Source organism: Cellulomonas sp. KH9, assembly GCF_900114185.1.
In the GTDB taxonomy this organism is placed as follows: Bacteria; Actinomycetota; Actinomycetes; order Actinomycetales; family Cellulomonadaceae; genus Cellulomonas.
Genome location: NZ_FOSE01000002.1, coordinates 500,046 through 522,889 on the forward strand (window position 1 = coordinate 500,046; position 22,844 = coordinate 522,889).

The window sequence follows — 22,844 nt, forward strand, 5'->3', positions numbered from 1 at the left end:
GTGCGTCATGGCGCGGGCTCGGCCGGGCGCACGTCGGCGCCCGCGGTGGTGGCGTTGCCGCTGAGGGCCACCTGCGCACCGCCGATGACGACGAGCGTGTGCGCCGCCGGCGGTGGGACGGGCCGGACCGGGTCGAGCAGGCCCGGCGGGACGCGGACCGGCCACCCGACGGTGCCCGCCGGACCGATCGGGACGAACGGGCCCGGCGCGACGGCGCCGCCCAGGTCGAGACCGGGTCGGACGGTCGCCGCGGGGCGCACATCGAGCGCGGAGTCCGCGAGCACCGACCCCAGCAGCTGCTCGAGCAGCGGCAGCTGCGAGCGCACCGGTGCCGGGGCCGTCGCGGGCGGCGCGACGCCCGTCAGCGTGCCGAGCCCGGCCCGCAGTGCGGCGTCACCGTCGCCGCCCGACCGCACGAGCTGCTCGGCGACCATCGCGCGCGCCGCCGTGTCCGGCAGGCCGCCGGAGCGCGCGACACCGAACAGCTTGGCGGCCGGGCTCAGCGCGGCGTCGGAGAGGATGCGACCGAAGTCGTCCGTGAGCCGGCTCAGGGTGACCGCGAGGTCGTCCCCGCCCTGCTCTGCGTCCTGTCCGCCACCCTGGCCCGCTGCTGCGGCTGCGGCTGCGCGCGGGGTCGCGGCGCGGCCGGCGCGGCGCCCCGGGCCGTCGCCCTGCCCGTCCGACGGGGCGTCGTCAGGGCCGTCGGCCTGCCCGTCCGCGCGGCCGAGCGTCCCGGCGGCGCCGCGCACCAGCGGCCGTCGGCCCGTTCCCCCGGCCAGGCCGCCCAGGGGCGGCAGCGTCACGCGCGTGCCCGTGAGCCGCTCGAGGTCCGCACGCACGATCACCGTGCTGAGGTCGACGTCGAGCAGGTTGCTCCGCGACGCGGTCTCCAGCACGAGCGCGGCGCGCGGGTCCGTGACGATCGCGTTGGTCCGGGCGAACACGTCGAAGTCGGCCTGGGCTCCGGCGGCCGCCTGCGTGGCGGCGCGGTCCTGCTGCGAGCGCAGCGCCGCGAGGACGCGCGCCGGGTCGAGCACGACCGACACGCTGCCGCCGAGGTCGTCGGACAGGTCCAGGTCGAGCCGGACCGGTGGGCGCCTGGTGACGGGCGGCAGCAGCACGGGCGGCGTGGGCAGCACGGTCGTGCTCGCGGGCGGCTCACGCCCGGCCAGCACGTTGCCGGACACCGCCACGAGCGAGTGCAGCGCACGCACCACGAGCACCGTCACGACGGCGGCGCCCTCCAGGCGGTTGGTCCCCACGACGCACGAGTCGACGTCGCGCAGGTACGCCGCACCGGACACGCCGGTGGACAGCAGCGTGTTGCCCGTGACCGTCGCACCGAGCAGCACCTGCGCCGAGCCGAGCACCAGCAGCGCGGGCCCGGCCGTGAGCACGTCGTTGTCGCAGACCCGCACGGTGAGCCGCACGGGACGCGGCGGACGCGGCACCAGCACGCGCGGCGGTCGGCGCAGGAAGTCGAGCAGCGGGCGCAGGCCCGGTGCGGCGCGCAGCGACCCCGCGGCGGGTGCGACGGGGGCGAGCCAGCGCGCCGCGAGCTGCTCGGCGGCGACGGGCGCGACCGGCGCCGCCGCGGCCACGGTGAGCACCGACAGGGCCGGCGGGCGGACCGCGGCGAACGTCGCGGCGCCCACCGAGGGCGGCACCGAGCCCCCGGCGACGCCCGCGAGCGAGACCGCACCCGGGACGAGGGCGACGGGTCGCACGTGGCCCACGACGTCGAGCAGCCCCGGGTCGAGGGGCCGCACCGTCCGCGGCGGGCGGACCCGCGGCGGGCGAGGCGGGGCGTCCACGTCGAGGAACGGGCGGGTGGTCAACGCGGTCAGGTCCCACGAGCGGCCGTCGACAGGGCCGGCGGGCACGGGCACCGGCACGACGACCAGACCACCACCGCCGGGCTGCCCGCCGGTGTGCCGCACGCGGTTGCCGCTCACGGTCACGTCGCCCGCGAAGTGCAGCACGACGGCGTGCACGACACCGGGGTGCGCGCTCGAGCCGTTGCCGTCGAGCCGGTTGTCGCTCACCGTCAGCTCCCCCGAGCCCGCGACGTCGACCACGGCCCGGCCGGTCGCGGGGGCCGACGCCGGGTCGGTGACCGCCCCCGCGCACCCCGCGACGTCGTTGTCCGCCACCCGCACGCGGGCGGGTCGCCCGGGGTCGACGACGAGGCCGGCGAGGACCGCGCCCCGCACGGTGTTGCCCCGCACGTCCACCTCGAGCGGGTCGTCCTGCTCGGGCACGGTCGGTGCCAGCGGGTGCGCACCGGGCCCGGCCACGACGACGCCGCGCCGCCCGGACGTGACCCGGTTGGCGAGCACGGCGACGGTGCCGGCCACCTGGGCGGCGACCACGCCGTCGGCGGGCGACGGCTCGACCACCGCGGCCGGCACCGTGGGCACGGGCAGCGGCCGGGGCACGAGCGTGACGCCGGACAGGTCGAGGTCGAGGCGGTCACGCAGGTCCGCGAGGGTCGCGGCGGAGGTCAGCGCCTGCGCCGACGACGGGCTGAGGGTCGCGGCCCGTGCGGTCAGCACGGCCCGCGTCGCGGCGACGCGCTCGGGCTCGGGCCGGTCGGGGTCGAGCAGCACCGGGAGCGCCGCGACGAGGGTCCCGACGGCCTCGGCGGTCGGGCTCCCCACGTGCTCCGCGACGCGCGCGCCGACGTGCGCGAGCACGTCGGCCACGTCGTGCAGGGCGGCGTCCCGGGCGGCCGCGCGGGCGGCGCCCAGCCCTGCGACGGCCGCCGACGTCCGCTCCAGGAGCTCACCGCGCTCACCGCTCGGCAGGTCGAGGGCGTCGTCACCGATCGTGACGCGCAGGTGGGTGCCCAGCGCGTCGACGGCCGCCGCGCGCTCCTCGGCGTCGTCGGGCAGCGAGAGCACGAGCTGGGCGACCCCGGCGAGCCGCTCGGCCGCCTGCGACGGCGCCGTCGTCGGTGCCGGCGGTGCGTCCGCCCCCACGACGTGCGCCTGCTCGGCCCGCAGCGTCGCGAGCGCGCGGGCGGCGTCCTGCTTGTGGCGCGCGCGGTCGCGTGGTTCGTCGGCCGCGGCCTTCACGGCGGCGCGCAGGGACTGGACGTGCGGCGCGAGCGCGGGGTCGTCGCCGACGAGCCGGGCCAGCTGGCGCACGTCGCCCGCGAGCAGGCGCAGGCTGCGGGTCTCCCCGCTCTCGTCGAGCTCGGCGACGGCGGCGAGCTGCCGGTCGACCCAGCCGGCCGTGAGCATGACGAGCTCACCGGCGGCCTGCTCGCCCGCGGCGGCGGCCTCGGCCGCGCCGACGGTCGCCGGGCCGGGTGCGTCGCGCAGCGCACGCACCTGCACGAGCGCGTCGCGCAACGCCGTGACGTCGGCCGGCGCGGGACGCACGCGGGTGCGGCGCAGCCGCTCGTAGCGCTGCCGCACGCTCGCCGCCAGCGGCGCGTGGGCGGGCGCCAGGACGTCGACGAGCGTGTCCACGCCGTCGGCGAGCGCGTCCACCACGGCGGGCGTCACGGCTCCACCCGTCGGTGCGGCGAGCTGCGCCTCGACGCCCGCCAGCACCCCGGAGAGCACCCTCGCGCGGCTCGCGGTGACCGGACCGCCGACCTGGGTGACCAGGCGCCGCGCGGCCGCGACCGTGCCCAGGTCGCGCGCCAGGGCGAGCGTCGCCGTCTCCTGCGCGGGCGACCCGGCGGGGGCCGCCAGCACGGCACGCCCGTCGGCGGCGAGGTCGATGCCGAGGTCCAGCCCCGCCAGCAGCTCGGCGGCCCCGTCGACGACGTCCTGCGCGGCGGCCGTCAGGGCGTCCCGCTCGGCAGGCGTGGCGGCGTCGCTCCGTGCCGCCGCCGCGGAGTCGACGCGTGCTGCGCTCGCCCACGCGACGCCCGTCGGCTCGTCGGGGGCCGTGAGCTCCGCGGCACGCGACACGGCCACCCGCACGAGGTGCGCGGCCGCCGTGTGGTCGGTGTCGCCCTGCGCCTCGCGCATGCCCTCGACCGCCTCGGTGAGCTGCTGCGCGAGGCGTGCCGCCTGGCCGCCACGGGTGGCCAGCTCGGTGCCCACGGCCTCCATCGCGGTGTAGATGCGGCGCCCCACCTGCTCACGGGCGGTCCGGCGGGCCACCGCGTAGTCGAGCACCAGCGAGCGCAGCCCGACGAGCGCGGTGTGCAGGTCCCCCGCGGGCCGCACCGCGCGCGACGGCAGCGCGTCGAGGAAGCCCCGCACGCCCGGTCGCACCGTCACCACCGGCGGGACGGTCGGCACGACGGTGCGCACGGCCCCGTGGACGTCCTCGACGTCGTTGTCGTCGACGCGCGCGTCCTCGCCGCCGACCACCGCGATGCCGGCCACGTGCACGTCGGCGCCGGGCACCTGCGTCGGCAGGTCGCCCGTGCCGACGCCGCGCACGCGGTTGCGGGCGACGACCGCCCCGTCGACGAGGCTCAGCGCGATGCCGGCACGCAGGGTCGCGGCCTCCGTCCAGCGCAGCACCCCGTCGAGCGCGGGCCGCACCCCCGGGCCGCCCGCCGCGACCAGCGACTCCAGCAGGGTCCGCGGCGCGGCGCCCGCCGCCGCCGGGACCAGGGCCGTCGCCGCGGCGGTGACGGCACCCGACCAGGCGAACGGCGCGGTGGCGACGTCGTCGACCGTGCAGTCGAGCACGCGCAGACGGCCCACGGACGACGCGTGCCCGAACGCGCGCACCCCGGTACCGCCCAGGCGGCGCACGTCGCAGCGGGCGATCGTCACGTCCAGGACCGGGCCACCGCCGCCGACCACGACCCCGTGCGCGAGCGTGGCCGCACCGACGCCCACCACGCGGGTGTCCAGCACGCTCACCTCGGTCACGGGGCGGTCCAGCGTGCCGTCCGCGTCCGCGCCCGACCCCACGACCACCCCGGCCTCGAGCGCGAGCGGCGACGCACCGGGCGCCGTCGCGGGCAGGTCGACCACGCACCCGCTGACGCGCACCCCGCTGCCCTGCACGCGCACGCCCACGTGGAGGGGCGCCGCGACCGGGGCCAGGCGCACCACGCAGCGGTCCACGTCGACCACGTCCGCCACGACGTCGATCCCGAGGGTCACGTCGACCAGCCGGTTGTCGCTGATGCTGGTCCGCGCGGTCGCCTCGGCGTGACGCACCACCGCGGCGTCGCGCACCACGACGCCCGTCGCGAACCCCGCGACCCGGTTGTCGCTGACCACGACCCCCTCGAGCTCGCCCTCACCCACGACGACGCCCGACCCCGCCCCGGCGTCGCGGGCACGCAGGTCGTTGCCCGTCACGCGCAGCCCGCGCACGAACAGCCCCGCACGGGGGCGGGCGACGAACGCCGCCGGCACGAGCCACGGGGCGAGCGGGGCCGCCACGACGCCGGCGCCCGCCCGCACCGCGCACCCGCTGACCTCGACGTCCTCGAGGGTGCCCGTGAGGAGCACACCCGCACCGGCGTCCGTCGGCAGCCCGGCCGCACCCGGGGTGCGCTCGGTCGACGTCAGGCGCAGGTCCCGCAGGAGCACCCCGTGGCTGTCGCCCACGCTGACCACGCCGTGGGGCAGGCTGCGCAGGGTGGCCAGCTGGTCCGGCGCGACGTCCTCGACCGGGCGCCCGGGTTGCGTGCGCTGCAGTCGGCGCAGCTCCAGCACCGTGGCCACGAGGGACGCGAACGCCCGGCGCCGCCCGGGCTGCAGGGCGCGGAGCCCCGCCCCGAGCGCGTCGAGCAGCCCGGCGAGCCCGCCGCCGGGGCGCAGCACGTCGGCGCGCACGAGCGCACCGCCGCCGTCGTCGAGCGGCACCAGGTCGCCCACGAGCGCGCCGCCGACCTCCGGGCCGATCGGCACGTCCGCCTCCGGCACCTCGACGAGGTCCATGAGCTCGAGCGCGACCGGCGCGTCGGCGCCGCAGCCGTCCACCACGAACGCCCCACCCGCACCGCGCACCTCGAGCCGGGTCCCCGCGCCGTCGCCCAGGATCCGCACGCCCGACAGACCCTGCAGCACCACGGGGTGCTCGAGCACGTACGTGCCCGCCCGCAGGTAGATCGTGCCGGGCCGGCCCGCCAGCTCCGCGAGCGCGGCGTGCACGGCCTCGTCGCCCGTCACGCCCTCGGCGAGGTCCTGGTCGATGTGCCCGAACGTGCGCTCACCGTCCCCCACGACCACCGTGAAGGCGCCGGGGGCCAGGTGCCGCGCGTCGAGCTCGGCCAGCCTGTCGCGCACGTCCTGCAGCGGCAGGAACCGCGTGCGGAGGTCGGTGAACGTCCGCTGCACGGGGTCGTCCCCACCGACGCGCTCGGACGTGACGACGCCCAGGCTGGCGCGGCTGTGCCACGGACCGTCGGGCGGCACGTCGGTGCGGCGCTCGACGACGCCCTGCGCGGCGCCGTCGGGTGCGACCACGCGCGCGGTGAAGTGCCAGTGCTCGCCGGGGCGGAAGTCCGCGCCGTCCAGCGCGAACGTCAGGTTGTCGACCAGGCGGTACCGCACGCCGGTCACCAGCCGGTCGGCGAGGTCCCACCGGCGCACGGCGGCGACGTCGGCCACGCGCAGCGCCCGGCCGGGCCCACCGCCCGCTGGCAGCGGGGCCGGGTCGCTGGGCAGCACGTACCCGTCGGGCTCGAGCTCGAGGCGTCCGGTCGCGGTGTCGACCGACCGCACGCGCCGCAGCACGGGCAGGTGCCACGGGTCGCCCGGGTCCAGGCGGGCGGCCTCGTCCTCGAGGGTCACCACGTCGCCGGCGCGGAACCGCGCGGCCTGGAACGCGCCGACGACGAGCGTCACGCCGTCGGGCGGCAGGTCGACCAGGAGCGGTGCGACCAGTGCCGCGTTGTCGCGCGAGACGAGCACCGCGCGGTCCTCGGTGCCGGGCAGCGCGAGCACCTCGACGCGGACGTGCGCGTTGACCGAGCCGGTGTACCCGACGCCCGTGGTGGCCTGCTCGGTCGACAGGCAGCGGTCCCGGCAGCGGTCGGGCTCGGGCGCGGCCGTGCGGTCGGGCAGCAGGCCGTCGGGCACGTCCGAGCTGAGGCGTCCGCCACCGAGCGGCGTGGCCGGCGGCGGCGGCGCACCGGGGTCGACGTCACGGCGTGCCCGCACCTGCACGACCTGCTGCCGGCGGAACGTGGTCGGGTCGCCGTCGAGCGCCGGCTCCGCCAGGAACGGGTCCTGCCACGCGTGCACCTCGCGCTCCCAGACGTCGATCTCCAGCGCGTCGGACACCCGCTGCCCCGCTCCGGGCACGGACAGCGGCTGCGGCGCGGGCAGGAACGGCTGCTCCGTGTACCGCCAGTCCCCCTCGAGGAACGCCCGCACGCCGTCGACGTACAGACGCCCGGCCGTCGCCGCGGTGCCGCCGCCACCCCGCAGCACGACGTCCCCGCCGAGTGCCGCGTCGGTCGCCACGAGCGCGTCGAGGTCGCTGTCGGCGCGCGGCGGCAGGCCGCGCACCCCCCAGCCGGTGAGCACGGCGCGCGTCGCGGCACCCGTGCCGCGGTCGAGGACCGCGTGCAGCGCCGCCGCCGGCACGCGCAGGACGCCCGCACGGTGGTCCGCCGGCACGTCGAGCACCTCGTGCCACGCGCCGTCGACGTCGCGGACCACGACCCGGCCCAGCGCGACCTCCTCGTCGGTGGTCGGGCGCCGCAGCCGCAGGTCCACGTGCAGCTCCGCGACCTGCCAGGCGGCGCCCGGGACCCCCGGCAGCGCACCACCGGGGGGCGGGGTGCGCGGCACGGCCCGCAGGTCGACGGGGTGCGGCAGCACGCGGCGCACCTCGACGTGGCCGTGGGAGCGCAGCACGTGCGGCAGCGACTCCGCCTCGCGGCGGGCGAGCGTGATCGACGGCGGGATGACGCGCAGGTCGCCCGGTGCCAGGCCCGACCCGGTCCATCCCGCGGTCGACGTGATCGCGTCCAGCAGCAGCGTCGCACCCACGCGGAAGCCGTCGTCAGGCGACCCGTCGGCGACGTCGGCGGACCGCCGGCGGCCGTCCGTCGCGGTGATGGCCGCCTGCTCGTTCGCGTCGGCGTCGAGGCGCGCGCGGCCCATCTCCTCCTGGACCGCGACGAACCGCCGCGACTCGTCGAAGCGCTCGCGCGAGGTGTAGCCCTTCATGTGCGGCTCCGTCCCATCCGGTGCACGTCCGCGGCCGCGCGGTCGCTGTGGTACGCCGCCAGTCCCAGCGGCAGGAAGTCGTCGGTGCGCTCGGTCAGCTCCCGCGACGCACGCCCGCGGTCGGCGTGGGCGCCCGGGGGCCGCCCACCGTCCCCGGCCGTGAGCACCGCGGCGGGGTTGTTGTCGTCGAGCACCAGGTGGTGCGGCCAGGCGGGCCGCCCGTCGAGGAACGACGCGGACGCGTCGACGCCGCGCCACGCGCGCGGCCGGCGGCCGGGCACGGGCTCGCTCACGCAGCGCCGCAGCCACCCGAGGTCGGGCCGGTCGCACACGACGGGCCCGGCGAGCACGCTCGAGGACGCCTCCAGCACACCCGCGGTGATCCCGCCGCGCACGGTGCACCCCCGCAGCCGCAGCCGCGCGCCCGGCGCGTCGAGGGCGGTCGCGGTCCGCGACCCCGCGTCGAAGGTGCAGCCCGCGGCCACCACCTGGACCCACGGCGGCACCTGCACCCCCGCGACGCGGCAGCCGTGCAGGCGCAGCACCAGCCGGACGTCGGCGGGGGTGGCGCGCAGCAGCTCCGTGTGGTGGCCGGCGCCCGCCACACGGACGCCGCAGCCGCCGAGCGCCAGGCCCAGGTCGCACCAGCGCAGGTCGACCGTGCCACCGGTCAGGGCCAGGTCGAGCGTGCCCGCGAGCGCGAGGCCGGCCAGCAGCACGTGGGGCGCCGGGTCGTCGGGGTCCGCGGCGACGCCCTCGACGAGCGTCAGGCTGGCGCCCGCGACGTCCGCGGTCACGTAGGGGTACGCGCCGGGGTCGGTCGCGAGGACGGTGGTGGTCGTGCCGGGTGCGAGCACCGCCGTCGTGGCGGCCAGGCGCGGGCTGCCGACGACGGCGACCACGGGACCGCCGGCCGTCGACCCCTCCGTCGCACCCGGTGCACCGCCCGCGGGCGGCCCGCCCACCCCGTCCGCCGCCGTGAGCGCGTCCTGCAGGGTCGGTGCCCCGTCGGTGCGCGCGCCACCCACCGTCGCCGTGGGTCCGCGCCGGACGGCGGGCGGGAGCGCGGGGACGGTGAACCGGTCGGGGTCGTCGGGGTCCGGCGGCTCGAGCCACCCCACGGGCACCGCGGCGTCGGCGGGCGCGAACCCGGCACCCAGCGCGGCGCCGCGTGCGACGTGGTGGTGCGCCGTGAACGTGGGTGCGTCGCCGGCGGGACGCAACCCCGCGTGCGCCGCGGGCACGAGCAGCCGTCCCAGGCGCGGGTCGAGCGCGACACGTCCGTCGAGGTCGAGCGCGACGGGCTCGTCCCACGGCCCGAGGGACGCCTGCTGCACCTCCAGCGGGACCCACGCCAGGCGCCCCGGGGCCCCGAGCCGCTGTGCCGGCGCCCGGCGGCCCGCGACGGGCACGGCCTCGCGCGCCCGGCCGAGGCGCAGCCGCACGGTGGTGGGCGTGCCGGGGGTGAACCACAGCACGGTCGACGCGTCCTGACGCACCAGGGCCACCGCGACCTCGTCCGGGGCGAGGTCCAGCGCAGGCAGGAAGACCAGGTGCCCGCGGCCGCCCACGCTGACGACCACCTCGCTGGGCGGCAGGGGCGACGGGCCCACCAGCAGCACCTCGTCGCCGCTGACGACGCCCTCGCCCTCGGCGGGCGCGTGCGGCGCACCGGGCTCGGGCGGGCCGACGTGCCACGCGGTGTCGCCGGCGCGCAGGGTCGCGGCGCGGGGGTGCACACGGTCGGCCCACACGAGCGCGTGCAGGCCGGCGGCGTCGGACCACGCGACGAGCACGCCGGGACCGGCGGGGACCGGCAAGGGTGCGAGCGGCTCCCAGAGGGGACGCGTCGCCGCGGGGCGCAGCAGGTGGACGTCGTGCGCGAGGCCGCCGTCGAGGCCCGCACCGCCCACACGCACCAGGCCGTCCACCGTCGCGAGCAGCGCACCCCCCGTCCGGGCGAGCCTGTCGCGGACCCGCCGCTGACGCCACCGCCCCGCACCGGGGCCCGTGAGCACGAGGGACCACAGGTCGTGCCGCGGGCCCCCGCCACGCGCGCCGCTCCCGGCGGCACCCGCCGCGTCCGTCCCGGGCTGACCGCCGTGCAGCCACACCTCGCCGTCCGCCAGGCACGCCGCGGCGGCGACGCGACGCGGCGGGCGCACGGGGCCCACGTCCGCGACGGTGACGCCCGGCGTCGCCGTGCCGAGGCCCGTCAGCCGCCACGCGCGCGTGGCCGCGCCGTCCGCGGACGGCGCGAGCAGCAGGGCCTGCGCGCCGTCGGGCACGAGGGTCGCGGCCGGGCCGGCCGCGAGCCACGCGGTGCCGGGACGGTCGTCGGCGTCGAGGCCGGTCAGGTCGAGGTCCGCGACCGTCCACGTCGACGCGCCGGGTGCGCGCCGCGCGAGCGCGAGCGTGTCGCCCGTGCGGGTCAGCCGCACCAGGGTGGGCCCGCCCGGCGTCACGACGACGGCGTCGCTCACCGGCTCGCCCGGGTGGGGGGTGACGTCCGTGCCGGTCCAGGTGCCGTCCGCGGCGCGCCGCCACGTCGCGAGCGCGCCGGCGGTGCGCTCGAGGCGCAGCGCGACGTGCGCGCCGGCCCGCTCGAGACGGCCCGCGGGCGTCACCGCGACCGTCGCCGACGTGCGGGACGCCTGGGAGCGCAGCACCACCGGGTTGGTCGCGGCGACGGCGCCGGACGGCGTCGCGCCGGCCAGGGTCGTCGCCACGAGCGCCGGGTCCTCCAGCGCACCGACCGCCAACGACCACGTCTCGCCGGGCCCGGGGCGCGTGGCCTCCGCGAACCGCAGCACGGGGCGCGTCCCCGGGGGCGCGTACGCGAGCGGGAGCGGGGCCGCCGGCACGCCGAGAGGCGCGTCCGTACCACCGACCGCGCCGGCCCCGCCCACCAGCAGGACGTCGTCCACGGTGAGGGTCAGGGCGTCGCCGGACGCCAGGGCGCCGGGGTCGGCGGCCAGGTCCGTGGGCGTGAGCAGCTCGGGGCGCCGGGGCTCGGGCGGGGCCGGCGGGGGCTCGTGCACGGCCGTGTATCCCGTGCCGGACGGCAGGACCTCACCGACCACGCGCGCGGCGACCGGCGCGTCGGCGCCACCGGGGTCGAGGTGCAGCCCGAGCAGCGCGGTCCCGTCGACGGCGACGAGCGCGCGGGCCGGTGCGAGCTCGACACCGTCACGCTCGGCCACCGTGACCCGGCTGGTCCGGATCGCGACCGCGTCGGGCCGCGCCCAGCCGTCGAGGTCGACCGTGCGCGGCGACGCCGCGAGCGTGACGGCGTCCGGCGCCCCCAGCCGGTGCAGCGTCTGCGTGACGTCGTCGCCGGCTCGCGGGGCGTCGAGCGCGGCGCTCGGGTGCCGGTCGTGCGTCCGGGCGCGGCGCGTCAGCGGGTCGGCCGTCGCGACCGGGTCCCACAGCAGCGCGGTCCACCCGCGCGACGGCAGCGGCTCGGTGACGTCCTGCGTCACGAGCAGGGAGCGGAACCCCTCGTCGACCTCGGCCGGCCACCCGGACGTGCGGGTCAGGACGTCCTCGAGGGTGTCGCGGGTGCCCTTGCGCCGACGCCACGCGACGGTCCGCGCGACGACCATGCGGTGCGTCGCCGTGTCGTCACCGAGCAGCCGCGCCCCCACGAGCTCGGCGAGCAGCGGCAGCGCCGGCGCGGACGCGCGGGCGACGAACGGGTCGCGCGCGAGCCTGCCCACGGCGTCCTCGAGCTCCGTGAGCGGTGCGGCGAGCACCTCCAGGAGCCGCAGCAGCGGACGGTCGGGGTCGGCTGCGTCCTCGCTGAGGAGCATCGCGGGCAGCAGCGCCGCGAGGCGCTGGGCCTGCGGGGTCAGGTCGCGGACGTCGGTGGGCGTCATCGGTCGACCGCCTCCTCCCAGCGCACCGTGACGCCCTCGGTGCCCTCGACGTCGGGCGCCCAGCGGGGTTCGGAGTCGGGCGGCACACGCACCCGCTCGGCGCGGCGCGCGGGCTCGTCGGCGCGGTGCAGGGCGTGCACCACGACGCGCTGCACGCCCGGGACGCCCGCGAGCGCGGCGTGCAGGTCGCTGACGGAGACCTGCTGCCCCAGCCGCACGGCGCGGGGGTCCAGCAGCCCGGGCGGTGCGCCGGGTGCAGGGACGACTCCGAGCCGCTCGCGCGCCGACGCCCCCGCCGCGAGCGGGTCGGCACCCGGTGCGAGCGCGAGGGTCACCGCGGCCCGCAGCGCGACGACCTGGCGGTCGACGGTGCGCAGCACCAGCCCCGGCGGGACGCGCGCGGCCAGGAAGCGGGCGACGAGCGCGTGCTCGTCGGCGGTGAGCACCGCGCCGCCGGGGCCGCTGACCACGACGCGCAGCGACCGCCGCCGGTCCGCGTCGTCTCGGCCCACCCAGGCGCGGCTCACCAGGCCCTGCGACTCCAGCAGCGCGGCGAGGTCCGTCGTGGTGACGGCGCGGTCGAGCGTCTGCACGCCGGCGGTCGCCCGGCGCAGCGCGACCGCCGGGTCCTCGCCGTCCGCACCGCCGGACAGCGCGAACGGGTTGGTCGTCGCGACCACCTCGGGCGAGGGCGAGACGACCTGGTGCACGGCACCGGCCGGGCGGTTGCCGCCGGCACCGGTGCCCTGGCGCGTCGTGAGCCGCGCGGGCGTGCCGGGCGGGACGGCCGACGTCGCGCCGCGCTCGCCGGCACGCACCTGCGCCCCGCCGTCGGCGCGCACGTCCACCGTGAACGCGCGGGCACCCGCGGGCGCGTCGACCACCTCGCCGACGGGTGTCCACGGCTCGTCACCGACCGCGAGCGCCGCCTGCGGGCGCCGCCCCTCGGGTGCGAGCGGGTCGGCGACGTACGCGAGCGGCTCGCCGACCACCGGCCACGGCCCCGGGCCGGTCACGGTGCGGCTGCTCGTGCGTCCGTGCGTGACGGGCACGACGTTGCCGAGCAGCACCGTGCGCGCGAGGTCGTAGGCCCGCGTGAGCGGTGGGGTGACGACGACGCGCGTCGCCACCTCGCCGGCCGACGGCGAGGTGGCGTCCTCGGCGCGCACGACCCGCACCGCCTCGCGCGGCAGCTGCGTGCGCGACGTCGCGCCGTCACGGCTGACGACCTCGACGACCTCGGCGACGACGAGCCAGTCCCCCGGTGCCAGCAGGCCCGCGTGCGTCGCGTCGACGCCGGTCGCGGGCAGCAGCCAGAGCCGGTCGGTGCCGGGCCCGGCGACACCCAGGTCGCCCGGGCGCGCGCCGCCCGCGAGCGTGCGGTCCAGCGCCGTCAGGGCGCGCGGCCCGCGCAGCCGCACGACGTCGTCACGGGCCTGCGCGAGGATCTGCGAGACGAGCGCGTCGAGGAACTGCGCCATCGCGTCGAGGCGGCGTGCGTAGTCGGCGTCGGGCTCGCCGTCGACGCGGGCCAGCGCGACCTCCAGCGCGCTCAGCGCGGCCGGGAGCGTGCCGTCGACGCGCGCGAGCCCCTCCATGACGAGGCGCTGCGACTCGGACAGCGGCTCGAGCGGGTGCGCCGCGGCCACCGCGTCGGCCTCCAGCGCGGCGTGCGCGCGCTCGCACAGGTCGGCGCACAGCGCGGCGAGCTGGTCGGGGCACGCCTCGGCGTCCAGCCCGCGCACGACCGTCGCGAGGTCCGCGAGGGCGAGCGCCTCCTGCCGCGTGCGGGCGGCCTGCCGGGCCGCCCCGGCACCGCGCTGCGCGGCGTCGACGCGGGACGCGAGCTGCTCGGCGAGCGACGTCGTGCCCGGCAGCGCCAGGGGCGGCGGTGCGGCGGTGAGCGGCACGGGCGGCAGCGGGGCGACGGGTGCCACGGGCGCGAGGAAGGGCTGCACCTCGTTGAGCCGCGCGTGCGCGCGCAGCGGCGTCATCGTCTCGTAGACCGCGGCGGGCAGGTCGGCCGTCGCGGGCGCACCCACCGCGAACCCTGCGGGGACGACGACCTGGGTGCCGGCCTTGAGCCGCAGCTGCTGCAGGCCCGCGGCCGAGAGGGCGGGCCGCGGCCGGTGCCCGACGAGGTCGAGCAGGCGGGCCTGCGAGGCCGCGAGATGCGCGGTCGGCACGAAGCACTCGTCGGACCACGCCTGCTCGTAGGACCACAGCACGTCGCACGCCGCGGCGACGCACTCCAGCACGCCGTGCCCGGGATCGGACGCGGCGGTCAGGGGCGTGGGTGCCCACGGGCGGGCGGCCGTCGCGAAGAGCCGGCGGGCGTCGTCCTGCATGCCCGCGAGCAGCTCGCCGTGACCGCGGGCGCGGTGGTGCCCGGGCGTCCGGCTCGTCGTGGCGCTCATCGTGTCCCTCCGCAGACCTCGATGGTGAGGAGTCCGCGCGGACCGTTTCCGTACATCGGGCGCAGGACCGCGACCTCCTCGTCGCCGACGGGCAGGGTGCCGTCGACCGCGTGCTCCGGGGCGCCGGGGACGGCGCGCCGCAGGCGGCGCACGTGCGCGGCGGCGACGCCGGGCACGGCCAGCGCACGACGCAGCACGGCGTCGACGTGCACGTCGCCGCCCAGCCCCAGGGTGTCCGGGTCGAACAGCCCGCCGTCCCCCTCGAGCACGGCGGTGACGTCGTGGTGCACCTGCTCGGCCGGTGCCCAGGGGTGCGCGTCGACCACGACGTCCAGGTCGACGGGGACGAATGTCGGCGGCACGAGCTGCACGTCGACACCGAGCAGCCGCACGTCCTCCAGCCGGTGCCGCGCCAGTGCCCAGCGCCGCAGCCGCTCCGCGTCGCGCACGGGGTCCAGGAGGCCGCCGCGGGCGTCGTCCGCGCCGCCGGGCGCCCCGTCGGTGCGCCCGGGCACGAGGGTGTCCTCGCCCGCGAGCAGCAGCGTCACGCGCACGAGACGCCGCTCCCCGAGCTCGACGACACGGGCGCGGGCGGCCGCGACCTCCGGCAGCTCCTCGAGCAGGCGGGCGTGGTCGTCCGCGGTGACCGCCGTCACCAGGCTGCGGGCGACCCAGGGCGCACGGCGCCGGATGCGGTCGAGCGGCTCGGGGTCGCGGCCCTCGACGCCCGGCACCGGGTTGTCCACGCTGACGGCGGCACGCACGGCGTCGAGCGACGCACCGCCGGCCAGGCCCGTCGTCCCCGGCCCCACGGCGACCAGCGACGTCAGGGTGTGCGCGGCGACGTTACCCGCCACCCCGCCGCCCAGCCGCGCGGCGAGGCGCACCCGGACCGGGCGGCCCGGCAGCGTCCCGGGCTGCCCCAGGACGACGCGGGTGCTGCCGTCGGCCTCGGCGGCGAGCGCGAACACCTCACCCGGCTCGGTCGCGACGTCGTCGACGGCACGCCACGGCTCGTCGTCCACCGTGACACCGACCTGCGCCCGCCCGTCGCGGGGCGGCTGCCCGGGCAGCGGCCAGCCGGGGGCGACACGGCTGACGGGCGCGAGCGGCACGGGCACCTCGACGGTCACGTCGCCGCCGCCCACGACGTCGCCGACGAGCTGGGCCTCGACCTCCGCGAGCTGGGCGGCGAGGCCGGGGTCGGCGGCGTCGTCGGTGCGCGGGTAGGGCACGGTGAGCCCGTGGTGCGCGGGCACGACGTTGCCCAGCACCACGGTCGCTCCCGCGGGCAGGTCGCGCGGTACGGGCCGCCGCGGGTCCCAGCGCACCAGCGTCTCGTCGGTGCCGACCTCGACCACGGTCGCCCGCACGACGTGCGCCGACGCCCGCGGGTCCACCGGCGCGAGCACGAGCCAGCGTCCCGGTGCCAGGTCGACCAGGTCACCGGCGAGCCGGGCCGACGTCGCACCGGCGCGCACGTCGTCGAGCAGCGCGACGCGCGCGAGGGACGGGTGGTGCACGAGGTCCGTCTCGGTCGCCACCAGCACGGGGTCCTGCGTGGCGTCGGGGTTGACCACGAGCGAGCCGGCACCGAGGACGAAGGGCTCGACGCCGTGCGCGTCCTCGCGCACCACCACGTCGAGCATCGTGGTGGAGGTGAGCCCCGGGTCCGGGCGGTAGTCGACGAGGCGCGCGTGCTCCTCGACCGACCGGCGGCGGCGCGCGTGCAGCAGGTACGCCTCGGTGAGCGCGTCGTCCTGCCGGTAGCCGATGCGGTCCAGCCGGTGCGCGACCAGCTCGAGCAGCGTGGTGGTCAGGTCGGCCGCGTCGGTGGGCACCCAGCCGGGCAGCACGCCCGCGGCCCGGGCGCGCATCACCGCGAGGAGCCCGCGCGCGTCCTTGGCCGTGCGGTCGATCACGGGGCCGGGCGCCGCCGGGGGCTCCGGCGGGTCCTGCGGGACCTCGAGGGGGTCGCGCAGGTCGCACACCGGTGCGGCCGCCGGGGGCTGCGCGCCCACCTGGCGCGTGCGCCCGTCCCCGTCCCCGGGCACGGGCACGGCCAGCGCGTGCACCGCGTCGTCGGAGAGCCGCAGGTCGACCGCGGCGGTCGGCACGAACCGCCCCTGGCCCAGCGCGTCGGGCACACCCGCGGGCCCCGGGTCGACGTACGGGAGGGCGGGCGCCGTCGGCAGCGCGGACAGCCGCAGCCCCGCGTCGGGACGCTCGCCGTACGCCGCCGCCACGACGGCGACCTCGGTCTGCGGGTCCAGCACCAGGGCGGGGCCCGTCACCACGCCGGTCACCAGCGCGTCGACCAGCGTCAGCGTGCACGGGCCCACCTCCACGCCCGTCCCGGTGCGGTGCCACGTCGACTCCGCGAGCAGCACCCGCTCCCCGCGCACCGACGCGGCACGCGCCGCGGTCCACGTCTCCACGCCCCGCACCTCGACGTCGCGCAGGTCCGCGTCGACGAGCAGCGCGGTGCCGCTCACCCGCCGCAGCACGCACCCGGTGACGCGCACCGGTCCGGCGTCGGTCGCGTCGTCGAGCCACGGTGCGTCCTCGTCGACGACGCCCGCCACCTCGACCCCCCGCACCCGCTGCGGCCGGTCCGCGGCCGTCACCTGCTCGACGTGCACGTCGTCCACGACGAGCGGCTGCGCCGACGCCGACGCCCGCACGCGCACCCCCACCGCACCGTCGTCCTCCCCGGTCACCGCGCGCACGCTCGCGCCCGCGACCTCCACCTGCCCGCCCGCGAGCACGTCGACGCCCGCGGCGGCCGTGCCGCGCACCGGGCCTACCCCGACACCGCGCACCTGTGCCGCGCCCGCGCTGCGCACGCGGACCGCGCACGCCGGCCCGCTGCGCGCGCGCACGTCCTCCACCGCGACGTCGACGACCGCCAGGGCGGCGGGCGGGGGCACGTCGGCGCCGGGGTCGACGTCGGCGATGGTCCCGGCCGTCACCACCACACCGTCCGCCTGCGCGCCGGCGACGCCCGCCGCGTGCACCCGGGACACCGACGCGCGCGCGAGCGGCCCCACCGCCGCGACGTGCACGCCGGTCGCCGCGCCCCGCGCCGTCACCGGGCCGACCTCGACGCGGTGCACGCGTACCGTGCCGGCCTCGACGCGCAGCCCGGTCGCGTCGCCGACCGTGGCGTCCGCGTCGAGCGTCGTGCCGAGCACCTGCGCGGTGCGTGCCGCCGTCACGTCGAGCGCGACGACCGACCGTCCGCGTCCTCGGGCCTCGACGCCGCCCACGTGCACGTCGTCGCCGACGACCACGAGCCCCGGGCCGTCGTCGACGGCCGCCTGGACCACGAGCCCTCGCACCGCGACCTGCGCACCTGTCACGGTCAGCCCTGCCGGGCCCGTGACGCGCAACGTCGGCGCGGGCCCGGGCGCGACGCCGGCCAGCGTGAGGTCGCGGCCGGGCGCGCCGAGGGTCGTCGTGCCGAGGTCGAACGTGCCGTGCGGCACCAGCCACACGTGCGCGCTGCCGGCCGCGGCCGCCGTCAGGCCGGCCTGCGCCTGCACGAGCGACGCGGGCAGGTCGGTGCCGTCGAGGCGCACCTCGGTCACGACGCACCCCCGGGCGGTGCGGGCAGGGGGTGGGTGAACGTGTCGGCCAGCTCGTCGCCGGAGGCGCGCAGCGTGTACAGCACGTCGACCACGAGCGTCGTGTCGTCGACGCTCACGCGGACGGCGTCGAGCGTGAGCAGCCGACCGAGGTAGCGGTTCACCGCGGTGCGCACGGCGTACTCGGTCGCGGCCGCGCGGGCCGCGTCGGCGCCCGAGAACACCAGCAGGTGCAGCCCGCACCCGAGCTCGGGCCGGTCGACGCGTTCGCCCGGCGCCGTGAACAGCAGCTGGCGCAGCTGCGCGCGCGCGAGCTGCGCGGCGCCGGCGGCGGCACCCGCGGTGCCGCGGTCCGTGATGCGGAAGGGCTGGTCGAGCGTGCGGTTCACGGCTCACCCCCGAGCGCCCCACGGACGAGCTCCACGTCGACCTCGTAGACCATCTCGCTCTCGCCGTCGGCCGCCCCGACCGCGGGCGGGTCGCCCAGGGGCGTGCGCGCGGCACCCCAGCGGTGCGTCGCGGCGCGCACGTACCAGTCGCCGGCGAACACCGGGCCGGTGCCGGTCACGGGCAGCATGCGGCCGGACCCGACGAACCCGGGGTAGCGGCCGGCCGCGAGCGTCGCCTCGGCGGTCGCGAACCAGTCGGCTCCGCGCAGGTCCGCGCGGGCGAGGCGCGCCAGCTCGTCGTCGTCGGACGGGACGTCGGCGCTGCGGACCTCCACCGCGACCGGTGCGCGCCCGTCGCCGAGGATCTCCCCCAGGGCGCCCTGCAGCACGTCGGCCCGCGAGCGCTCACCCGTGCGCGGGTACCCGGGGTCGGTGACCTCGACGGAACGCACCGTGCGGCGGCGGTCGTCGACGTGCCACGAGCGCACCGTCGTCGGCTGGTGCGCGTCGTAGCGCGCCGTCATGTCGACGATCGTGGGTGCGTCGTGCGGGAACAGGTCCGCCTGCGGCAACGTCTCGCGCCCCACGGGCGCGGCCCGGAACCGCCCGGTGACGGCCGTGCCGGGGTGCCGCCCGGGCGTGACCTCGTCCACCGTCGGTGCGACGAACACCTCGAAGCCGTGGCGCCGGGCCAGCAGCCGCAGGAACTCGGCGTCGGTGCAGCGCTGCAGCAGGGAGACGTCCGTGCCGTCCCGGCGCGGGGTGTCCTCGACCTGTGCACCGAAGCCGTACCGCTCGAAGATCTCGCGGGCGACCTGCGCGTCCGAGCGGTCCTGCCACCGGCGCGTCACGGTCTGCAGGTGCATGAGGCACGAGGCGTCGACGCCCGTGACCACCAGCTCGGAGTCCGGCACGCGGGCGTGCGCGTACCGGTGCTCCAGCGCGGTCGCGTACCCGTCGAGCACCACCCGCAGCTCGGTCCCGCCGTCGGACGCGTCCGGCGGCACCAGCGAGAACCCGATCGTCACGCGGGAGAGCAGCCGTGCGCCCGGCATCCCCAGGTCCGTCGCGGGCTGCCCGCGCAGCAGCGTGTCCCAGTCGCCCCCGGCGTCCCCGGCGGCCACGGCCGCGACGGGGCTCGACGGGATCGTGAACGCGAACGTCGAGGCCCGGTCCACGCGGTCCTCGACCGTCAGGGACGCCACGACGCCCGCGTCCACGGGCTCGCCGTCGACCCACAGGTGCAGGTGCGGGACGCGCTGGCCGGTCACGGTCGCTCCCGCGGCAGGTCCAGGCGGCGCCCGGGGGTGTCCAGACCGTCGACGTCGACGTGCGGGTTGGCGTCCGCCAGACGCCACCAGGCGTACGGGTCGCCCAGGACGCGCGCGGCGACGAGGTCGCTGCGCTCACCGGCGCCCACGGCCGTCGTGCCGTCCGTGGGGGTGACGGGCACCAGGCGCGGCTGCGCGAGCTGCACGGCCCGCTCGCCGTCGACCGTGCGGCGGTAGGTGGGGGCGCCCTGGTAGCGGCCGGCGGGGTCGCTCACACGACCACCCCCGCGGTCCCGCCGGTCGCGGTGCCGTCGACCGCCGCGCGGAGCGACCCCGCCCCGGCGGACCCACCGAGCAGGTCGGCGTGCCGCGTGCGCTCGGCCAGCAGCTGGTCGAACGCACGCCGGACCAGCGGGTTGTACGGGTTCTCCACCGGCTCCAGCACCGTGAGCTTCAGCTCCGCCTCGGCACGCACCGGCACCAGACCGGCCGTGAACTTCTGCTCGGTGATGCTCAGCTCGGTGAGCACGCACGGGAAGGCGCGCGAGGAGCCGAGCTCGAGCAGCAGCTCGTCGGGCCGCACCGGGCGGATCGGGGTGCCACCGGTGCGCCCGGCGCGGGTGCCGGCTCCCCCACGGTTCTCCTGCACGTCCCGTCCGATCGACACCTGCTCCAGGAAGGCGAGCTCGGGCAGGATCCCGACGGCGGCGGGCGACGCCTCGGTCGGGTCCGTGCCGCGCAGGATCGTCTCGGTCGCGTCCAGCGTGAGCCGGAAGGAGATGGTCTCGGCCTCGGCCAGCAGCGCGGCCGCGCCGTGCGCCGCGACGTCACCACGCGCCGTCGACGGCGCGACGACCGCGTCAGCCGGGCGCCGGGCGCGGCGCGGGTCCCAGCGGCCCGTGCGGGCCCGCGTGATCGTCTCGGGGTTGAACGCGAACTCCAGCACCGGGCCGGTGCGCCCGTCGCCCTGGTCGAGCCGCACCAGGCAGCCGTGCTCGAAGCCCGGCAGGTGGGCCGCGTGGGCGGGGAGCCTGTCGATCATCAGAACCCCTCCCCGTCCTCGCGCGCGTCACGCCCCGCCAGGTGGGCGGCGACCGCCTTGTTGTTCTCCTCCACGACCTCGACGAGCACCTCCGCCAGGAACGGGACGAGCTTCGCCGGGTCGCCGGGCGGCCGTCGCACCAGCCACCGCACGAGGCGCTCGAGCTCGGTGCGGGACATCCCCACCTGCGGCTCAGCCACGGTCCACCGCCGTCTCCAGCGCGGCACCGGTGAGCTGGGCGCGCAGCAGCGCGAGGTACGCCCAGCGGCGCTCCCGCGTCAGGTCGTAGACCTCGTCCTGCGACCAGCCGTAGTGGAACGCCAGGCAGTGGGTCTCCAGCACGAGGCGGCCCCCGCCGGCGCGCAGCTCGCGCGCGAGCAGCACCCACGGGTCGAGCGCCAGCTCCAGGACGGCCCCGCACGACGGGCACCCCACCTCCAGGACCGTCGTCGGGGCGGTCGGCGCCGTCGCGAGCACCACGAGGGCCCGGGTGCGCAGCGGCGCGGGCAGTGCGCGCCACGGCCCCACGGCGGTGCCGGCGCCGTCGTGCGCGTCGGCCACGAGCCGGTCCATGAGCGTGGCCGTGCGCTCGTCGGCAGGCGTGTCGAGCCCGTCGAGGACGGCGTCGTCCACGCCCGTCGCGGCGCGCAGCCGGGCGCGGCCGTGCGCGCCGGCGTCGACGTCGAACCACTCGGGGTCCGGCTCGCCGACCTCGGGCAGCAGCTCGGCCACGTCGACGTCGACGTCCGCGAGCTCGCCGCAGACCGGGCTCGCGCACCGCACGACGAGCGCCAGCGCGTCCCCGACGAGTGCGCGCCGCACGGCCAGCGCGACCAGGTCGCCGTCGCCGCGCGTCAGTGCGGCGACGACGTCCGCCCCCGGCCGCTCGTACCCGCCCAGCGCGTCGAGGCACTGCGCGAGCACGCCGGCGCGCACCGCCGCGCGCACGTGCACGGACCCGCCGGCACCCGGCGGCAGCGTCGTGGCGAGCAGCTCCTCGAGCCGGCCGTCGGGCGGGGCCAGCACGGCGTCACGGTGCCGACGCCCGTCGGTGTCCACCAGCCCGTGGGCCAGGGTGAGCGTGGGCATCACGCGCTCTCGACGGCGAGCCGCGTGTAGCCCTCGTGCGCGACCTCGAGGAGCTCGATCAGCACGTCGTTGCCGTCGGCCGCCAGGTCGGACACCGGCTGGTACTTGGTCACGAAGCAGTGGAAGAGCTTGTAGCGGCGCACCTCGGTGCCGTCGACGTCGAGGACGCTGACCTCGATGTCGCGGCGGAAGTCGTCCTCCGACGCCCGTGCCTGCCGCTCGGACTGGTGGGCGTGGTCGATCAGCTGGTACGCCCACTGCTCGAACGTGTCGGCGAACGTCACGCCCGCCTCGAACGTCACCGGCTGGTACTCGGTGCGCCCCGGCATCAGCTCGTCGACGCTCGACGGCGAGTCGGTGGCGCGGAACTTCACGACGTTGACGGTCGCGTCGAGCGCCGACATCTTGCGGCACGCCGCGACCTCCTCCCCGCCCATGAAGATGCGGAAGTTGAAGTTCCGGAACGGGTCCCGGCGCGTCCCCTCGAACCTGCGTGCCATCGGACGGCTCCCTCGTCTCTCATGCCTCGGCGGGCGGCATGGGCCGCCAGCCGTCGTGCGTGAGCTCGACCGTGAGCAGGCCGACCTCGTTCGACATCGCGTCGAGTGCGGGCAGCGCCTGGAGCTTGCTGACCCAGGCGTTGACCACCAGGTAGTCGCGCCGCCGCGGCACGGGTGCCGTGCCCGTCGGCTCGCTGAACAGGTCGCCGCCGGACAGGTGCGGGTCCCACACCTCGATGACGACGTCACGCTTGACCGGGACGTCGGCGGGCGCGTCGCCCGTCGTCAGGTAGTGCAGGCACGCCTGCGCCCAGCGCTCGAGCGAGTCGTCCAGCGCGAGGCCCTGCTCGAGCGTGATCGGCTCCCACGTGGCGCGGTCGGGCGACGCGTAGCGGTGCAGCGCGTTGCCGCCGCTCCAGGTCTCGTGCGCCTGCACGGTCGTCGACAGCCCCGACACGCGCCGCACGCCCACGACCGCCTCGCTCGCGAGGTCGAGGCGCACGCGGAACGCGTAGGTGCGCAGCGGGTTGCGGGGCCGGGCGACGGTCATGGCGGGTCCC

General features: G+C 78.6%; 12 protein-coding genes. All 12 read right to left on the reverse strand.

The genetic code is table 11. The features are described 5' to 3' along the window. Positions 1 to 5 precede the first annotated feature (5 nt). From BMZ16_RS08380 to BMZ16_RS08435, 12 genes are read right to left on the reverse strand one after another with little or no spacing between them, the layout of a single operon-like run. Positions 6 to 8,111 carry a hypothetical protein gene (locus tag BMZ16_RS08380; protein ID WP_089799359.1) on the reverse strand — a complete coding sequence of 2,702 codons (8,106 nt, stop codon included), beginning with the start codon at positions 8,109 to 8,111 and terminating at the stop codon, positions 6 to 8. Continuing rightward, a complete protein-coding gene (locus BMZ16_RS08385; RefSeq protein WP_089799361.1) occupies positions 8,108 to 11,989 on the reverse strand; it encodes a phage tail protein in 3,882 nt (1,293 codons plus the stop codon). The genes BMZ16_RS08380 and BMZ16_RS08385 overlap by 4 nt, the downstream gene beginning before the upstream one ends. Continuing rightward, positions 11,986 to 14,406: a baseplate J/gp47 family protein gene (locus BMZ16_RS08390; RefSeq protein ID WP_089799363.1), complete on the reverse strand. Its 2,421-nt coding sequence runs from the start codon at positions 14,404 to 14,406 to the stop codon at positions 11,986 to 11,988. Before BMZ16_RS08390 ends, BMZ16_RS08385 begins: the two co-directional genes overlap by 4 nt. Continuing rightward, a complete protein-coding gene (locus tag BMZ16_RS08395) occupies positions 14,403 to 17,996 on the reverse strand; it encodes a baseplate J/gp47 family protein (protein WP_089799365.1) in 3,594 nt (1,197 codons plus the stop codon). Before BMZ16_RS08395 ends, BMZ16_RS08390 begins: the two co-directional genes overlap by 4 nt. After that, entirely contained in the window at positions 17,993 to 18,382 is a 390-nt protein-coding gene (locus BMZ16_RS08400; RefSeq protein ID WP_089799366.1) for a GPW/gp25 family protein, read from the reverse strand. The genes BMZ16_RS08395 and BMZ16_RS08400 overlap by 4 nt, the downstream gene beginning before the upstream one ends. Further along, entirely contained in the window at positions 18,379 to 19,653 is a 1,275-nt protein-coding gene (locus tag BMZ16_RS08405) for a contractile injection system protein, VgrG/Pvc8 family (RefSeq protein WP_089799368.1), read from the reverse strand. Before BMZ16_RS08405 ends, BMZ16_RS08400 begins: the two co-directional genes overlap by 4 nt. Continuing rightward, a complete protein-coding gene (locus BMZ16_RS08410) occupies positions 19,650 to 19,928 on the reverse strand; it encodes a hypothetical protein (protein WP_089799370.1) in 279 nt (92 codons plus the stop codon). Before BMZ16_RS08410 ends, BMZ16_RS08405 begins: the two co-directional genes overlap by 4 nt. Next, positions 19,925 to 20,695, reverse strand: a complete 771-nt coding sequence (locus tag BMZ16_RS19225) for a hypothetical protein (RefSeq protein ID WP_089799372.1) — start codon at positions 20,693 to 20,695, stop codon at positions 19,925 to 19,927. Before BMZ16_RS19225 ends, BMZ16_RS08410 begins: the two co-directional genes overlap by 4 nt. After that, the gene (locus BMZ16_RS08420; RefSeq protein WP_143082779.1) at positions 20,695 to 20,895 is read right to left on the reverse strand and encodes a hypothetical protein; all 201 of its coding nucleotides are present in this window, start codon (positions 20,893 to 20,895) and stop codon (positions 20,695 to 20,697) included. The genes BMZ16_RS19225 and BMZ16_RS08420 overlap by 1 nt, the downstream gene beginning before the upstream one ends. Next, the gene (locus tag BMZ16_RS08425; protein ID WP_089799375.1) at positions 20,888 to 21,784 is read right to left on the reverse strand and encodes a hypothetical protein; all 897 of its coding nucleotides are present in this window, start codon (positions 21,782 to 21,784) and stop codon (positions 20,888 to 20,890) included. Before BMZ16_RS08425 ends, BMZ16_RS08420 begins: the two co-directional genes overlap by 8 nt. After that, entirely contained in the window at positions 21,784 to 22,284 is a 501-nt protein-coding gene (locus BMZ16_RS08430; protein ID WP_089799378.1) for a phage tail protein, read from the reverse strand. Before BMZ16_RS08430 ends, BMZ16_RS08425 begins: the two co-directional genes overlap by 1 nt. Positions 22,285 to 22,303: 19 nt before the next feature. After that, on the reverse strand, positions 22,304 to 22,834 hold the full coding sequence (locus BMZ16_RS08435; protein WP_089799380.1) for a phage tail protein: 531 nt from the start codon (positions 22,832 to 22,834) through the stop codon (positions 22,304 to 22,306). Positions 22,835 to 22,844: the final 10 nt, after the last annotated feature.

What these genes read in the sequence shown, in the direction of transcription:
- BMZ16_RS08380 (WP_089799359.1), bottom strand. Translation starts at nt 8,111, where the DNA reads ATGAAGGGCTACACCTCGCGCGAGCGCTTCGACGAGTCGCGGCGGTTC.
- BMZ16_RS08385 (WP_089799361.1), bottom strand. Translation starts at nt 11,989, where the DNA reads ATGACGCCCACCGACGTCCGCGACCTGACCCCGCAGGCCCAGCGCCTC.
- BMZ16_RS08390 (WP_089799363.1), bottom strand. Translation starts at nt 14,406, where the DNA reads ATGAGCGCCACGACGAGCCGGACGCCCGGGCACCACCGCGCCCGCGGT.
- BMZ16_RS19225 (WP_089799372.1), bottom strand. Translation starts at nt 20,695, where the DNA reads ATGATCGACAGGCTCCCCGCCCACGCGGCCCACCTGCCGGGCTTCGAG.
- BMZ16_RS08425 (WP_089799375.1), bottom strand. Translation starts at nt 21,784, where the DNA reads ATGCCCACGCTCACCCTGGCCCACGGGCTGGTGGACACCGACGGGCGT.
- BMZ16_RS08430 (WP_089799378.1), bottom strand. Translation starts at nt 22,284, where the DNA reads ATGGCACGCAGGTTCGAGGGGACGCGCCGGGACCCGTTCCGGAACTTC.
- BMZ16_RS08435 (WP_089799380.1), bottom strand. Translation starts at nt 22,834, where the DNA reads ATGACCGTCGCCCGGCCCCGCAACCCGCTGCGCACCTACGCGTTCCGC.